The organism is Dactylosporangium sp. CA-233914 (genome assembly GCF_050942935.1).
Classification (GTDB): Bacteria; Actinomycetota; Actinomycetes; order Mycobacteriales; family Micromonosporaceae; genus Dactylosporangium.
The window spans coordinates 10,565,594-10,580,075 of record NZ_CP192030.1; the positions used below are offsets into that span (position 1 = coordinate 10,565,594).

Sequence of the window (14,482 nt, forward strand, 5' to 3'; positions counted from 1 at the left end):
CGCGGGCATGACGGAGGCACTGACCCTGCTCGCCGCGGCCGACGAGCTGCTCGCCGCGACCCGCGCCACCCGCGTCGAGCGGCGCGACAACGTCCAGCTCGAGGCGCTCGCGCTGGCCGTGTCGGCCAACCTGCCGGTGCTGCTGTGGGGCGAGCCGGGCATCGGCAAGTCCTCCGCGCTGCAGCAGCTCGCCGACCGGCTCGGGGTGCCGATGGAGACCGTCATCGCGAGCATCCACGAGCCGTCGGACTTCGCCGGGCTGCCCGTCGTCGGCGACGACCCGGCGACCCAGGGCGTGCCGATGGCCCCGCCGGACTGGGCGGTCCGCCTCACCCGCAACCGCGTCGGGCTGGTCTTCTTCGACGAGCTCTCCTCCGCCCCGCCGGCCGTGCAGGCGGCCCTGCTGCGGGTCGTGCTGGAGCGCCGGGTCGGCAGCCTGGAGCTCCCGCCGGGCGTGCGGGTCGTGGCCGCGGCCAACCCGCCGGCCTCCGCCGCCGACGGCTGGCATCTCAGCCCGCCGCTGGCCAACCGCTTCATCCACCTGCGCTGGACCCACGACCCGGCCGTCGTCGCCCGCGGCCTGGCCGGGACCTGGCCCACCGCCGACATCCCGCGCGTCGACCCCCGCCGCACCGCCTCGGCCCTGGCCCGCGCCCGCGGCACCCTGTCCGGCTTCCTCACCGCCCGCCCCGGCCTGTCCCACCACCTGCCGGCCGACGCCGAGGCCCGCGGCGGCGCGTGGCCGTCCCCGCGCACCTGGGAGATGGCCCTGCGCCTGCTCACCTTCGGCCTGGCCAGCGACGCCAGCCGCGAGGCGCTGTCGACGGCGATCGTGGGGGCGATCGGCGACGGGGCGGGGCTGGAGCTGATCACCTACCTCGACGAGCTCGACCTGCCCGACCCCAACCGGGTCCTGGCCAACCCGGACGCGTTCGCGCTGCCCCAGCGCGGGGACCGACAGCTGGCCTTCCTCACCGCGATCGTCTCGGCCGTGCAGTCCGACACGAGCCGCGCCCGGTGGGAGGCCGCATGGGCGGTCCTGGCCAAGGCGGTGGACGCGGGCGTGCCGGACGTGGCGGCGCGGGCCGCGACGGACCTGGCGGTGATGCGCGACAAGACGTGGCCGGTGCCGAAGACGATCGACGCGTTCCTCGACATCCTGCGCCTGTCGGGGGCCCTGTGACGACCGCCGGCCCGGCCGCGCCGCCGGTGTCCGCGCGCACGGCGCTGGATCGCACGAAGCTGCTCGCGGCGCGGTATCGGGCCGCCAAGGATCGGCCGTATCTGGCGACGGCGCTCTACGCGTTGTCGGTGGTTCCCTCATGGCATCTGCTGACGATGGGGGTGGACCGGCACTGGCGGCTCTACGTGAACCCGGATTTCGTCGCCGGGCACCCCGTCGAGGAGCTGGCCGGGGTGTGGATTCACGAGGTGGCGCACGTGCTGCGCGAGCATCACGGGCGGGCCGAGCGGCTGCGCGACGCCGACCGGGACGACTCCCACCGGGTCAATCTCGCGCAGGACTGCGAGATCAACGACGACCTGATCGAGGACGGGCTGGCGCTGCCCGCCGCGCGGGTGGAGCCGAAGACGTTCGCGCTGCCGACGGGGCGGCTCTTCGAGGAGTATCTGCCGGGGATTCCGCCGACGCCGGTCGTCCATGTTCAGTGCGGCTCGGGCGCGCACGGCGTCCCGGTGCCCGGCGAGCTCGACATCGACGGGGCGCCCGGGGTGCGCTCGGTCGAGGCCGAGGCCATCCGCCGCCAGACCGCCGAGGCGATCCGCGGCCACGCCCGCTCCCGGGGCCTGGTGCCGCACGGCTGGAAACGCTGGGCCGACGAGATCGCCGAGCCCGTGATCGACTGGCGCCGCCTGCTCACCGGCGCGCTGCGCCAGGCCGTGGCGTGGGCGAGCGGCGCGGTCGACTACACCTACGCGCGCCCGGGCCGGCGCAGCGCCGCCCTCCGCGGTGTGGTGCTGCCGAGCCTGCGCCAGCCGCTCCCCCGGGTCGCCATCGTCATCGACACGTCCGGCTCGATGGGCGACGACGAGCTGGCCGCGGCACTCGGCGAGGTGACGGGCGTGCTGCGCGCGGTGGGCATCCGCGGCAACCGGGTCACCGTCCTGGCCTGCGACGCCGACGTCCACGCCGTGACCCGCGTGACGAAGACCGAGCAGATCCAGCTCAGCGGCGGAGGCGGCACGGACATGAGGGTGGGCATCGCCCGCGCCCGGTCCAGCCCGGAGCCGCCCAACATCATCGTCGTGCTGACCGACGGCATAACCCCCTGGCCGGACGAGACCTCGTCGTGCCGCGTCATCGCCGGCCTGATCGGCCCCAACCCCCCGTCCGTGCCACCATGGATCGAGTCCGTCCACATCACCGACACCCCCCGCGCCGCCCGCCCCAGCTCATGACTCGAGCGCCGTCGATGGTCCGTTTCGACGGTGGGCGCAGGAGGCTGACCCGACCACCGCGGTCGGGCGGGGCTGCGGGCCGCGGCGCACGTCGCGCGGGCCGACGACAGCGTGCCCCGGCAGGGCACAAACCATGCGCTGGGCCGTGCCGCCAGGACGCCCGAAAATGTCATACCCCGGCAGTACTGTCCGCTTGTGCATCGCGACCAGCTGCAGCGGCGGGTCGGCAGGGACCTTCGTATCGCTTGCGGTCGTCGACTTTTGGCGACTGGGTTCACGTCTGTGGGGTGCTTAGCGTGAGGGTATGACTGATCACGAGCTGGGGTTCTCGCGGGGCGATCGGCTCGTCATGCTTGGCGGGTTTCCGCTTGCCGGGGGGTTGGCCGGGTGGTTCCTGCCCGTCGTGGCTCGGTGGCTGATCTCGCTCGACTGGGTCCCGTTCGCCGGGCCGCTGCGGCTGGTCGCGCACCTCGACTCGGGGTGGGGGCGGGCCGGGGTCCTCGCGGCCGGCCTGGTCGCCGGGGGTTTGCTCGGGGCCGGCGCCGTGCACGAGTCGTTGCGGGTCACGGTCGGGGACGAACTGCTGACGGTCGTTCGCGGGGAGGCTCGGCGTACGGTGGCCAGAAGCAGTGTCGACGCCGTCTTCATGGACGGCAGGCTGCTCGTCGTGCTCGATCGGGAATCCCGGCAGGTGATCCGGGACTCGCTGGAGAATCATGACAGCCCGGACGTGGCACGGGCATTTCTCGCGCACGGGTATCCGTGGGTCGACCACGATCCGTACCGTGAACTTTACCGGCGGTGGGTGCCCGACCTGCCCGATCTTCCGGCCGCCGTCAACGCGGTGCTGGCCGCCCGCGGCAAGGCGTTGGAGGCCGGCAGCGCCGCCGACGCGGAGGAGCTGCGGGACGAGGTGCAGAAGCTCGGGTACACGGTCCGGGACGTCGGCAAGGTCCAGCACTGGCGGCCGCTGGTGAAGCCGTGAGACGGACCCGCGACGTCGCCGTCGGGGTCGCCGCCACCCTCATCGGGGTCTTCGTGGCGCTCGTGGCCGCGGCCGCCGGACTCGACACCGAGACGCTGAGCGACGAACGGCTGCTGGTCTCGCTCGCGGTGACCGTGCCGAGTCTGGTGGTGCTGTGGTGGCGGCGAAAGTACCCCGTCGGCGTGGCGCTCGTGCTGCTCGCGCCGGGGGCCGTCACTGACATGGTGGGCGGGGTCACCGCCATCGCCGTGTTCACCGTCACCGTGCACCGGCGGCTGCGCACGGCGTTGTGGGTGGCGGGGCTGCACCTGCTGGTGCAGGTTCCGCTCAGCGTCCGCTATCCGGACCCGGACCTGGGGACCATCTGGGCCAGCACGTTCGGGTTCACGGTCCTGGCGATCGTCGTGGCCTGGGGCAGCGCGGTGCGGGCCCGCCGCGAGCTCGTCGCCACGCTGCGGGAGCGGGCGGCGCGGGCCGAGGCCGAGGCGGGGCAGCGGGCCGCGGTGCTGCGCGGGCTGGAGCGCGAGCGGATCGCGCGGGAGATGCACGACGTGCTGGCGCACCGGATCTCGCTGATCAGCCTGCACGCCGGGGCGCTGGAGATCCGCGACGACCTCAGCCGGGAGCAGGTCGCCGCGGCCGGGGGCACGATCCGGGCCAGCGCACATCAGGCGATGGAGGAGCTGCGGGAGATCCTCGGGGTGCTGCGCGCCGGCGAGAGCGAGAACCTGCGGCCCCGCCAGGGGCTCGAGGACCTCGACGAGCTCGTGGCGCAGGCGCGGGAGGCCGGCATGGCCGTACGGCTGGAGAATGGCCTCGGCGATCCGCGGGCGCTGCCGGCGGCGGTGAACCGGACCGCGTTCCGGCTGGTGCAGGAGGGGCTGACGAACGCCCGCAAGCACGCGCCGGGAGCCGAGGTGGCGGTCCGGCTGGAGCAGCGCGACGAGCTGCACGTGCGGGTCAGCAACCCGCTGCCGGCGGGGCCGGTCGCGCCGGGGCTGCCGGGCGCGCGCTCGGGGCTCGTCGGGCTCGGCGAGCGGGTCGCGCTGGCCGGCGGGCGGATCGAGCACGGGGTGCGGCGCGGCGCGGACGGGCCGGCGTTCACGCTGGAGGCGTGGCTGCCGTGGCTGAGGTGATCCGGGTCGTCGTGGTTGACGACGACGCGCTCGTGCGGGCCGGGCTGGGCATGGTGCTCGGCGGCGGCGCGGGCGTCGAGGTCGTCGGCGAGGCGGCCGACGGGGCGCAGGCGGTGCGCAGCGTGCGGGCGCTGCGCCCCGACGTGGTGCTCATGGACATCCGCATGCCGCGCATGGACGGCCTCGCCGCGCTCGAGGCGCTGCAGGCCGACAGGGCGCGGGTCGTCGTGCTCACCACGTTCGACACCGACGCGCACGTGCTGCGCGCGCTGCGGCTCGGGGCGCACGGCTTCCTGCGCAAGGACACGCCACCGCTGGCCATCCTGGATGCCGTACGCCGCGTCGCCACCGGCGAGCAGATCCTCTCCCCGTCCGTGGTGCGCCAGCTCATCGCGCACGTGGCCGCCGACGACCGCGGGGACGCGGCCCGGCGGGCGCTCACGGTGCTCACACCGCGGGAGCGCGACGTCGCCGACGCCGTCGCCGAGGGCCGCTCGAACGCGGAGATCAGCGCGGCGGTGCACATGAGCGTGGCGACCGTCAAGACGTACGTGTCGAGGATCCTGGCGAAGCTGCACTGCACGAACCGGGTCCAGGTGGCGATCCTGGTCCACGAGTCACGCCTCGACTAACGCCTGTACGATGCCGCGCTCCACCACGTGGCGCTGCTTGTAGGCCTCGGGATCGAAGGCCGGTGGCCGGCCGCCTCTGGACCCCCGCTCGCGCCGGTTGGCGTCCTGGTCGGCCTTGGACGGGACTGTTGCCCGGATGCCGCGCCGGCGCAGGTAGCGGCGGTTGGCCCGGGGACGTGTAGGCCTTGTCAACCAGAAACCCGGTCCGGGCGGGTGCGGGGCCGGCCACCACCCAACCGCGGGACCCGGGATCCCGTCCAGGACCGGCACGAACTGCGGGCTGTCCCCGCCCTAAGTAGACTCCGCCGCCGCGAAGCCATACAGGACTACGCCCAACGTCGACGATCCCCAGGTCTGAGCCAGCGAGATGGGCCGGGCCGCTCACGGCGGTGCGTTGGTCGGCGAGGGCCAGGCTTTGGTCGTCGGGTTCGGCGTCGATCTGGCGAGGGCGCGGGTGAGGTTGCGCCGCAGGGCGCGGATCGCGTCGAGGTGGGACCCCGGCGGGGGCGCGCATGGCCTTCCGATGGGAGGGCTTTGGCGCGCGGGTGTGGCGGATGGCGGTGTCGCGGATCGCCCTGCTGGGCGGGTTGGTCGGCGAGCGGGTCGGCCGGGGCGCAGAACGCGTCGACAGCCCGTTGGGGATCGCCTCGCGATAGGGGACAACCCATTCGTAGTCGCGGCGCGATCGGGCGCGTCACCGGCCGGTAACAGCGGCGTGTCCAGCCGTTGACAAAGCCCGGTGGGCCGCTCCAGGATGTATGCATGCCTAACGGGTACTGAATAGAAATTCACTACCCCGCCGCTTGGGTAACCTCCCGTCCCCACCACCGGCAAGCCCGATCAGACCGTCACCCTCGGCGTCGAAGCCAGCGACCCCGACGGCAACAAGCTCACCACCGCATGGTCCGCCAACGGCACGCCCCAGCTCATTACGGATCCGACATCCGCGTCCAGATCCCCAAGACCACCCACACCGGCCAACGCACCGTCATCGGCGCCGCCGTCTCCGACAACGGCCGCCCTCACCATCTATTTGCCTCAGTGCACTTGATTGCCACAAGACTGACCACCCCTGGGCGGAGGTGGCGGGAATGGCGAATCAGGCAACGAATTCGAGAGGACAATGACGTGATCGATCGTAGAATGATGCTCAAAGGGATCGGCGTGGCCACCGCCGGCGCTTTGGCGACCACCGCCACGGCCTCAGCCGCTTCAGCCGAAGCCGCGTCAGGGTCCGCAGATTCTGGCTCGACAAACCCCAGCACGACGCCCCAGCACGACGCATTCCAGGTGCCGAGGGGCCCGCGTGCTCGCGTGATGGTCTTCAACGATGCATTCGGCGATCCCGACGGCCTCTTCGCCTATGCGCATGCGTTGATGTGCAGCAGCACGCAGGTTACTGGTGTCGTGTCCTGCCTCAACAGGACCGGACGAGAGGCCAGCGGCCAGCAGTCGAAGACCCCCGCAACCGACGGCGTCGCCATCCTCAACGAGGTCGTCAAGAGGATGGGGCTGACAGGCAAAGTGCCGGTGCTCGCCGGGTCCGACACAGTCCTCGCCAACCGCACGACCCCACAACCGTCGGCTGCCGCGCGGGCCCTGATCGCCGAGGCCATGCGGACCGACACAACGTTGCCCCTGTTCGTCACGGTCGGCGGCACACTGACCGACGTCGCCAGCGCGGTCCTCATGGAGCCGGCGATCGCCAACAAGTTCACCTTGGTCTGGATCGGTGGCGGCCGCTACCCGGCCGGTGGGGCCGAGTTCAACATGACCCAGGACACGACGGCCGCGCAGGTGCTCTTCAATGATTCAAATGTGTCGATCTGGCAGATTCCGTCAAATGCATATGCCCAGATCGTGACGTCGGATACCGAGATCCAGCTCAACGTTGCTCCATGCGGCTCGATCGGGGCCTACCTCTGGGCGAAGCTCGTTGAACGGAAGAAGAGTCTTGCATGGGCAAACCTCGGCGAGACGTATGTAATGGGCGACAGTCCGCTCGTGATGGTGACCGCGCTGTCGTCCGCCTTCGGTGGCGTGAACTCCAGCAGCGCCACCTTCCAAACGGTCAACGCGCCGACCATCAACAACAACGGCACCTACACCGCTAACCCATCGGGCCGGAGTATCCGTGTCTACGACACCATCGACAGCCGGCTGCTCCTGGGCGACTTCTTCGCCAAAATGAAGCTCAACTTCGGACACTGACGGGCGGCTGAAGGGCCGGTCGATCTGGACCAAAGCATCCAGATCGACCGACCCCACAACGGTGATGCGAGTCGGGCCATTCAGGTCGACATCGAGAATGTCTCGCGCGTAGCGGGTGAGGGGGAGCCGTTACTGCCCGCACCGAAGCGGCCGGGCGCTCGTCGTTGTGGAGCAGGCGGCAGTTGATCGACGCAATCCGGTGGCGGGTCCGGGTCGGCACGCCGTGGCGGGACGTGCCGGACTGCTCTGGGTCCTGGTCCGCGGCCTATGCGCTGTTTCGCCGGTGGTAGCGAGACGGGACGTGGGCGCGGCTTTCGACCCAGAACGCCACAAACAGCGTCACGCCGTGGACTGCGGCATCACCGCCTCAAGCGCAATCGGGCTCGCCGTGCGCTACGAAGCCACCATGCGCATCGCCGCGATCAACGAGTGGCTCTGCCTTGATACGCACCTAGCGCCACCAGCCCGTCGAGGACCGCCTGCAGGCCGCGCTCGAACTGGGCCGCCATCGCTTCCGCGGCCATCGCCCGGCCGGCGACCTCTTGCGAGCCGGGTTCGTGGCTCGCCAGCAGCGCCGCCGTGTGCGGGAAGCGGCCGGTGGCCAGCCGCCGCAGGCCGTACGCCGTGATGGCCCGCACCGTTTCCGGGTCAGTCTCGGCGCGGGACTCGGCGGCGCGCAGGGCGCTGCCGAAGACGTACGCGTCGACCACCGCGAGCACCTCGAACCTGGCCGGCGCGGAGAGCCCGGTGCCGGCCAGCACCGCGAGGCTCTGCTCGAAGTGCAGCATCGCGTGTAGGGCCGATCGCCGGGCCCTGGCGCAGCGCGATCGCCCACGGATGCCGCGACAGCACCGCCCAGCCAGCCGCCGACCAGCACCGCCTCGGCCATGAGGTCGTCCATGAGCGCGAAGATCTCGTCCTTCGTCTCGACGTAGTTGTACAGCGTCATCGTGCTGGCGCCGAGGCGCGGCGACGTTACGCATGGACACTACGTCGATGCCCTCGGCGGCGGCGAGCTCCAGCGCGGCGGCCGCGATGGCGCGCGGGCGGCGTGGGCATTGGGCAAATCTGCCGTGCAGCGGGATCAGCGGTGATAGCGGTCCGCGATGAATCCCGGCTCGGCCTTGGGCGGCGTGGCCGGGGCCGGGAGCGCGGCGGCGGTGCTGGCGCCGAAGCCGCGCCCGAGGGTGCGCACCTGCTCCTCCATGGCCGGCACGCTGCGCCGGGCCTGCGACTCGACGACCTTCTCCGTCAGGCGGCTGTTGAGGAAGGTTCTCAGCCAGTACAGGAGCATGACGCTCCTGGGCACGAAGACCTTGCGGCGCCGGCGCTCCAGGGCGTCGGCGAACGCGGCCGCGCAGCGTTCGACGGACGTGGTCGAGCCCAGCGGCGGCGGCAGGCGGCGCAGGGAGTCCTTGAACGCGGGCAGGTCGTCCTGGGCGTCGCGGACGAGGTCGGTGTCGATCCAGCTCGGGTGGGCGGTGCCGACCGCGACGCCGTGGTGGGCGACCTCGAGGCGCACGGCGTTGCCGAAGTGCTCGACGCCGGCCTTCGAGGCGCAGTACGGCGCCATCCCGGGCAGTGCCACGAACGACGCGGCGGAGGCGACGATGAGCAGGTATCCCCGGGCCGCGATCAGGTGCGGCAGGCAGGCCGCCGCGGTGCGCATGACGCCGATGAGGTTGACCTCGACCGTGCGCACCAGCGCGTCCACGTCCCCGGTGGCCATCGTGCCGCGGCTGGCCACGCCCGCGTTGGCCATGACGGCGTCGATGCGGCCGTACGCGCCCAGCACCCCCTCGACGGCGGCCGCCATACTGGCCTGGTCGGTCACGTCGGCGGCGAACCACACCGCGCCGATCTCGCCGGCGAGCCGCTCCAGCCGCTCGGGCTCCAGCCCCACCAGGGCGAGCCGGGCACCGCGGGCGGCGGCCGCGCGCGCGGTGTGTTCACCGATACCGCGGGCGGCGCCCGTGATCAGCACCACCTGGCCGGACAAGCTGCGCTTCACCCGCGGGGCTCCTCCCATCGGCGGTACCGTTCAGTACCAGGCAAAATAACATCCGGGACATTGTCGCGAAAGGTCAGGGCAGCCGCATGACGAGCACCAGGACCGCCGAGGAGCTGCGGCAGGACCTCACGGGCGGGCTGGGCGAGGCGATCGCCGCGAAGGGTTACGCGGCCACGACGATCGCCGACATCGTCATGCACGCCCGCGTGTCGAAGCGCACGTTCTACGAGCACTTCGCCGACAAGGAAGCCTGCCTCATGGCCCTCTACGAGCAGGGCTGCGGGCACCTGCTGGCCGTGGTGCGCAGCGCCGCCGCCGAGGGCGGCAGCGGCCGGCCGTGGAAGGAAATGGTCAACAACGGGGTGACGGCGTACCTCACGGCGCTGGAGAGCATGCCCGCGGCGACCCGCACGCTGCTGGTCGAGGTCCAGGCGGCCGGGCCGCGGGCGTTCCGGCTGCGCCAGCAGATGCAGCGGCGCTTCGCCGACGCGCTGGTCGAGGTCGTGGAGGCCGCGCACGCCCGGGACCCGGCGATCCCCCGGCTGTCGCCGCTGCTGGCCGTCGCGCTGGTCGGCGGCGTGCACGAGATGATGCTGCAGGTCTCGGACCCGTACACCGGCGCCGGACCGTCCTTCACCACACTCGCGCCCGCCGTGGACGAACTCGTCTACGCGATCCTTACGAATCCGTGGCAGACGGCGGATGGAATGATCGGGCGTACAGACGGGTTGCAGGCTTAAAACAGAGGAAGGGACTCGTTGCGGTGCTGAACCCCAGCGGACTTTACGAGCTCACTGACGAACTGCCGGCGGCCGACCGGCCGGTGCTCGTGCACGCGCTGACGGGCTTCGTCGACGCCGGCAACGCCGCCCGCCTAGCCCGCGAGCACCTGCTGTCGGTCGGCTCGCCGCGCACGATCGCCCGGTTCGACCTCGACCAGCTCTACGACTACCGCAGCCGCCGCCCGGCGATGCTGTTCGTGGAGGATCACTGGGAGCACTACGAACAGCCCGCGCTCCTGCTGCGCGTGCTGCGCGACGCCACCGGCACCGAGTTCCTGCTGCTGGACGGCCCCGAGCCGGACCTGCAGTGGGAACGCTTCACCGCGGCCGTGCTGGAGCTCATCGAGCGCTTCGACGTGCGCGCCACGGTCGGCCTGACCGCGATCCCGATGGCCGTGCCCCATACCCGCCCCACCGGCGTGACCGCGCACGGCACCAGCCGCGACCTGATCGCCGGCTTCGAGCCGTGGCTGCAGCGCGTCCAGGTGCCCGGCAGCGTCGGCAACCTGCTGGAGTATCGCATCGGCCAGCAGGACCGCGACGCGTTCGGCTTCGCCGTGCACGTGCCGCACTACGTGGCCCAGGCCGAGTTCCCGGCGGCGGCGGAGAAGCTGCTGTCCTGCCTGGCCGACGCGACCGGCCTGCGCGTGCCGATGGACGAGCTGCACGCGGCCGCGGACTCGGTGCGCGCCGAGATCGACGTGCAGATCGCCCAGGCCGACGAGGCGGCGTCGCTGGTGCGGGCGCTCGAGGAGCAGTATGACGCCTTCACCCGCGGCCGCGTCGGCAACAACAACCTGCTGGCCGAGTCGCCCGCCCCGCTACCGACGGCGGACGAGATCGGCGCCGAGCTGGAGCGCTTCCTGGCCGAGCACAGCCGCGGCGACGAGCCACCCATCGGCTGATCCCGCCACGGCTCGGCGGCGGGGAACGGACGAGGCTACCAGCGCGTCGGGGGACCGCGGCCGCGCCTGCGCGCGGCCCGCGCCGCGCCGCGCCACGGCCCGCCTGCCGCCGCCTTGTCGCCACGAGCTAACTTGCCGATAGAAGCTGGCCTGTCGATACGAGCTGCGCGCGGTCCTCGGCGGGCCGCGCGCTCATCTAATTGCTATGCTAGCGTGCCCGAAAAAGTCCGTCGCCGAGCGTGAGCGCGACGCTACCAGGCGGTGCCGGTCAGGCGTTCGTACACCTCGACGTAGCGGGCGCGGGTCAGGGCCACCACGTCCGGCGGGACTTCCGGGCCCGGGGCGGTCTTGTTCCAGCCGCTGCTCAGCGACCAGTCGCGGACCAGCTGCTTGTCGAAGGAGAACTGCGTCCGGCCCGGCTCCCACTGCTCCAGCGGCCAGAAGCGGGACGAGTCCGGGGTCAGCACCTCGTCGGCGAGGAGCACCGAGCCGTCGGCGGTGCGGCCGAACTCCAGCTTGGTGTCCGCCACGATGATGCCGCGCTCCGCCGCCAGGGCCGCGCCGCGCGAGTACACCCGCAGGGTCAGGTCGCGCAGCTCCTCCGCGAGCTCCTTGCCGATCTGCTCGCGGACCTCGTCCAGCGTCACGGGCTCGTCGTGCTCGCCCATCGGCGCCTTGGTGGTGGGGGTGAAGACGGGCTCGGGCAGGTGGGAGCCCTCGACCAGGCCGGGCGGGAGCGCAACGCCGGAGACCTCACCCCGGGAGTTGTACTGCGACAGCCCGAGGCCCGTGAGATAGCCGCGCGCGATGCACTCGACCGGCAGTATGGCCAGGCGGCGGCAGCGGATGGCGCGGCCGGCGAACTCGGCGGGGACGTCGGTGGCCGAGATGACATGGTTCGGCACGAGGTCGGCGAGCTGCTCGAACCACCACAGCGAGAGCCGGGTGAGCACCGCGCCCTTGTCCGGGATCGGCGTCGGCAGCACCACGTCGTAGACGGAGATGCGGTCCGAGGCGACCAGGATCAGGTCGTCACCGTCGGCGTAGACGTCACGGACCTTGCCCGAGTGCAGGAGTTTCACACCGCAGAGCCTACTGGTCGGCGCGTAGGGTGAAACACGCCACACCCAGCCTGAGGAGGTCGGTATGACCATCGATCCCGCGAAGACCGCCATCGTGCTCATCGAGTATCAGAACGACTTCGTCTCCGAGGGCGGCGCGTTCCACGGCGCCGTGCAGGGCGTGATGGAGAAGACCGACATGATGGCCAACACGCGCAAGGTCGTCGCGTCCGCCCGCGCCGCCGGGGTGACCGTCATCCACGCGCCGATCACGTTCGCGCCCGGATACAACGAGATCACCTCCCATCCGTACGGCATCCTCAAGGGCGTCGTCGACGGCAACGCCTTCGTCAAGGGCGGGTGGGGCGCCGAGATCGTGGACGACCTGGCTCCCCAGCCCGGCGACATCGTCGTGGAGGGCAAGCGCGGGCTGGACACGTTCGCCAGCACCAACCTCGATTTCATCCTGCGCAGCAAGGGCATCACCACGATCGCCCTGGGCGGGTTCCTGACCAACTGCTGCGTCGAGTCGACGATGCGCACCGGCTACGAGCACGGCTACCAGGTCATCACCCTGCAGGACTGCGTCGCGGCCACCTCGGCCGAGGAGCACGACAACGCGCTGAAGTACGACTTCCCGATGTTCTCCACGCCCATGTCCGGGGCCGACTTCGCCGGCCGGCTTCAGGCCGGTCGGTAGTAGCGGACCGCCAGGCCACCGGCGACGAGGAAGCTCACGCCGAGCACGAGCAGATGCTGCGGGTGCGGGGCGTCGCCGGCCCACGCCGCCTGGATGGCCTGGCGGAACGCGCCCAGCGGGGTGAAGTCCCCGATGCGGCGGATCACTCGCGGCAGGTACTCGACCGGCACGTACAGCCCGGCGAAGAACGCCGACGGGAACCACAGCGCGAGCGCGTAGCCGGTCGCCGCCTTGGCACTGCCGGCGATCGAGGCGACCAGCAGCCCGATCGGGAACAGCCCGAGCAGGCCCAGCAGCAGCACCGGGATCACCAGCAGCGGGTCCGGCAGGTGCATGTCCAGCGCGGCGACGCCGATGACCAGCGTGAGCGACGTCGAGAACAGCACCACCCCGGCGTTCATGACCAGCTGGGCGCCGAGCAGGGCGGCGGGCTTCACCGGGGTGGTGGCGAAGCGGCGCAGGACGCCTTTTTCGCGGTACCCGGCCAGCACCGTCGGCAGCATGAAGAACGCCACCATCGCCATCGACACCATGACGGACATCGACGGGATGAGCGTGTCGATGCCGCGGTGGCCGCCGAGGGCCGGGTCGGGCCGGTGGACGCTCGCCGGCAGGCCGAAGACGACCAGCAGGGCGACCGGCAGCAGCACGGTGAACATCGGGGCCGCGATCTCGCGCAGCATCAGCTTCGTCTCGATGACGGCCAGGCGGGTCAGGGCGCCCATGGTCAGGACTCCTCGCCGGTGAGGGCGACGAAGGCCGACTCGAGATCGGCCTGGACGATGTTCAGCGCGAGGGGGACCACCGAGCGGGCGGCCAGGGCCGTGGACACCTCGTGGGCGAGGTTGCCGCTGCCGGTGACGGTCCAGATGCCGTCCTCGGCGCTGGCCGAACGCACCCCCGGTACCGCTGCCAGAACGCACTTCTCGATGGGAACCGAAGGCTGGAAGGTCACGGTCACCCCGCTCGGCACCCGCCGGATCAGCCCGGCCGGCGAGTCGATCGCCACCGTGCGGCCGCGGTCGATGACCGCGATCCGGTCGCACAGCCGCTCGGCCTCGTCCATGAAGTGGGTGACGAGCAGGACCGTGACGCCCCGGTCACGGATGTCGCCGATGAGCTTCCAGGTGTCGCGGCGGGCCTGCGGGTCCAGGCCGGTGGTGAGCTCGTCGAGCACCGCGACCTCGGGCGAGCCGACCAGCGACAGGGCGATCGACAGCCGCTGCTTCTGGCCGCCGGAGAGCCTCCTGTACTGCTGGGCGCCGTGCTCGGCGAACCCGAGCTGCTCCAGGAGCGGCGCGATCGGGGCGGGCCGGGAGTAGAAGGAGGCGAAGAGCTCCATCGCCTCCCGGACGCGGATCCGGTCGGGCAGCTGCGACTCCTGCAGCTGCACGCCGAGGCGCTGGCGCACCGCCGGGTCGCCCGGGTCCAGGCCGAGGACCCGCACGCGGCCGCCGTCGGCGCGGCGCAGGCCCTCGACGCACTCGACCGTCGTGGTCTTGCCGGCGCCGTTGCGGCCGATGATGCCGAAGATCTCGCCGCGCTCGACCGAGAAGGTCACGTCCCGCACGGCGGCGCGGTCGCCGTAGCGCTTCTGCAGCTGCTGCACGTCGATGACTGTCATGCCGAGAACTCTCTCGA

General features: G+C 71.8%; 14 protein-coding genes and 2 pseudogenes. 10 read left to right on the forward strand and 6 right to left on the reverse strand.

Annotated features, from left to right (window positions below; all coding sequences use genetic code 11):
* Positions 1–7: 7 nt before the first annotated feature.
* The 5 genes from ACQPY0_RS46885 to ACQPY0_RS46905 all read left to right on the forward strand — a co-directional run bounded on the left by ACQPY0_RS46885 (position 8) and on the right by ACQPY0_RS46905 (position 5,171).
* Positions 8–1,183: an AAA family ATPase gene (locus tag ACQPY0_RS46885; protein WP_432976278.1), complete on the forward strand. Its 1,176-nt coding sequence runs from the start codon at positions 8–10 to the stop codon at positions 1,181–1,183.
* The gene (locus ACQPY0_RS46890; RefSeq protein WP_432976281.1) at positions 1,180–2,418 is read left to right on the forward strand and encodes a vWA domain-containing protein; all 1,239 of its coding nucleotides are present in this window, start codon (positions 1,180–1,182) and stop codon (positions 2,416–2,418) included. The genes ACQPY0_RS46885 and ACQPY0_RS46890 overlap by 4 nt, the downstream gene beginning before the upstream one ends.
* Positions 2,419–2,722: 304 nt before the next feature.
* On the forward strand, positions 2,723–3,403 hold the full coding sequence (locus tag ACQPY0_RS46895) for a YqeB family protein (RefSeq protein ID WP_432976284.1): 681 nt from the start codon (positions 2,723–2,725) through the stop codon (positions 3,401–3,403).
* A complete protein-coding gene (locus tag ACQPY0_RS46900; RefSeq protein WP_432976287.1) occupies positions 3,400–4,539 on the forward strand; it encodes a sensor histidine kinase in 1,140 nt (379 codons plus the stop codon). The genes ACQPY0_RS46895 and ACQPY0_RS46900 overlap by 4 nt, the downstream gene beginning before the upstream one ends.
* Positions 4,518–5,171 (forward strand): response regulator, encoded by a 654-nt coding sequence (locus ACQPY0_RS46905; RefSeq protein WP_432976290.1) that lies wholly within the window; start codon positions 4,518–4,520, stop codon positions 5,169–5,171. Before ACQPY0_RS46900 ends, ACQPY0_RS46905 begins: the two co-directional genes overlap by 22 nt.
* Before the next feature lie 15 nt (positions 5,172–5,186).
* Here the strand turns inward: ACQPY0_RS46905 and ACQPY0_RS46910 are convergent.
* Positions 5,187–5,459 (reverse strand): annotated as a pseudogene (locus ACQPY0_RS46910) (transposase); the annotation flags it as partial.
* 840 nt (positions 5,460–6,299) lie between these two features.
* Between ACQPY0_RS46910 and ACQPY0_RS46915 the strand changes: the two are divergent.
* Both ACQPY0_RS46915 and ACQPY0_RS46920 read left to right on the forward strand, forming a co-directional pair.
* A complete protein-coding gene (locus ACQPY0_RS46915; protein ID WP_432976293.1) occupies positions 6,300–7,382 on the forward strand; it encodes a nucleoside hydrolase in 1,083 nt (360 codons plus the stop codon).
* Between the two features lie 132 nt (positions 7,383–7,514).
* A pseudogene (locus tag ACQPY0_RS46920) lies at positions 7,515–7,669 on the forward strand (transposase); the annotation flags it as partial.
* 135 nt (positions 7,670–7,804) lie between these two features.
* Here the strand turns inward: ACQPY0_RS46920 and ACQPY0_RS46925 are convergent.
* Together ACQPY0_RS46925 and ACQPY0_RS46930 are read right to left on the reverse strand one after the other, a co-directional pair.
* Complete coding sequence (locus tag ACQPY0_RS46925; RefSeq protein WP_432976296.1) at positions 7,805–8,170, reverse strand: TetR/AcrR family transcriptional regulator C-terminal domain-containing protein; 366 nt, start codon at positions 8,168–8,170, stop codon at positions 7,805–7,807.
* Between the two features lie 296 nt (positions 8,171–8,466).
* A complete protein-coding gene (locus ACQPY0_RS46930) occupies positions 8,467–9,393 on the reverse strand; it encodes an SDR family oxidoreductase (protein ID WP_432976299.1) in 927 nt (308 codons plus the stop codon).
* Positions 9,394–9,479: 86 nt separating this feature from the next.
* On the opposite strand from ACQPY0_RS46930, the gene ACQPY0_RS46935 reads away from it, so the two are divergent.
* Positions 9,480–10,133, forward strand: coding sequence for a TetR/AcrR family transcriptional regulator (locus ACQPY0_RS46935; protein WP_432976302.1), 654 nt, complete (start codon positions 9,480–9,482; stop codon positions 10,131–10,133).
* 23 nt (positions 10,134–10,156) lie between these two features.
* Positions 10,157–11,080 (forward strand): proteasome assembly chaperone family protein, encoded by a 924-nt coding sequence (locus ACQPY0_RS46940; RefSeq protein ID WP_432976305.1) that lies wholly within the window; start codon positions 10,157–10,159, stop codon positions 11,078–11,080.
* 251 nt (positions 11,081–11,331) lie between these two features.
* Here the strand turns inward: ACQPY0_RS46940 and ACQPY0_RS46945 are convergent, their stop codons facing one another.
* On the reverse strand, positions 11,332–12,162 hold the full coding sequence (locus ACQPY0_RS46945) for a phosphoribosylaminoimidazolesuccinocarboxamide synthase (protein WP_432976308.1): 831 nt from the start codon (positions 12,160–12,162) through the stop codon (positions 11,332–11,334).
* A gap of 64 nt (positions 12,163–12,226) precedes the next feature.
* Between ACQPY0_RS46945 and ACQPY0_RS46950 the strand changes: the two genes are divergently transcribed.
* Positions 12,227–12,841 carry a cysteine hydrolase gene (locus ACQPY0_RS46950; RefSeq protein WP_432976311.1) on the forward strand — a complete coding sequence of 205 codons (615 nt, stop codon included), beginning with the start codon at positions 12,227–12,229 and terminating at the stop codon, positions 12,839–12,841.
* Here the strand turns inward: ACQPY0_RS46950 and ACQPY0_RS46955 are convergent.
* Both ACQPY0_RS46955 and ACQPY0_RS46960 read right to left on the reverse strand, forming a co-directional pair.
* Positions 12,826–13,566, reverse strand: coding sequence for an ABC transporter permease (locus ACQPY0_RS46955; RefSeq protein ID WP_432976314.1), 741 nt, complete (start codon positions 13,564–13,566; stop codon positions 12,826–12,828). The genes ACQPY0_RS46950 and ACQPY0_RS46955 overlap by 16 nt on opposite strands.
* A gap of 2 nt (positions 13,567–13,568) precedes the next feature.
* Positions 13,569–14,465, reverse strand: a complete 897-nt coding sequence (locus ACQPY0_RS46960) for an ABC transporter ATP-binding protein (RefSeq protein WP_432976317.1) — start codon at positions 14,463–14,465, stop codon at positions 13,569–13,571.
* Positions 14,466–14,482 lie beyond the last annotated feature (17 nt).

Bases quoted from the DNA above. Each gene is read 5' to 3' on its own strand.
- ACQPY0_RS46925 (WP_432976296.1), bottom strand. From the start codon at position 8,170: ATGCTGCACTTCGAGCAGAGCCTCGCGGTGCTGGCCGGCACCGGGCTC.
- ACQPY0_RS46885 (WP_432976278.1), top strand. From the start codon at position 8: ATGACGGAGGCACTGACCCTGCTCGCCGCGGCCGACGAGCTGCTCGCC.
- ACQPY0_RS46895 (WP_432976284.1), top strand. From the start codon at position 2,723: ATGACTGATCACGAGCTGGGGTTCTCGCGGGGCGATCGGCTCGTCATG.
- ACQPY0_RS46960 (WP_432976317.1), bottom strand. From the start codon at position 14,465: ATGACAGTCATCGACGTGCAGCAGCTGCAGAAGCGCTACGGCGACCGC.
- ACQPY0_RS46955 (WP_432976314.1), bottom strand. From the start codon at position 13,566: ATGGGCGCCCTGACCCGCCTGGCCGTCATCGAGACGAAGCTGATGCTG.
- ACQPY0_RS46950 (WP_432976311.1), top strand. From the start codon at position 12,227: ATGACCATCGATCCCGCGAAGACCGCCATCGTGCTCATCGAGTATCAG.
- ACQPY0_RS46935 (WP_432976302.1), top strand. From the start codon at position 9,480: ATGACGAGCACCAGGACCGCCGAGGAGCTGCGGCAGGACCTCACGGGC.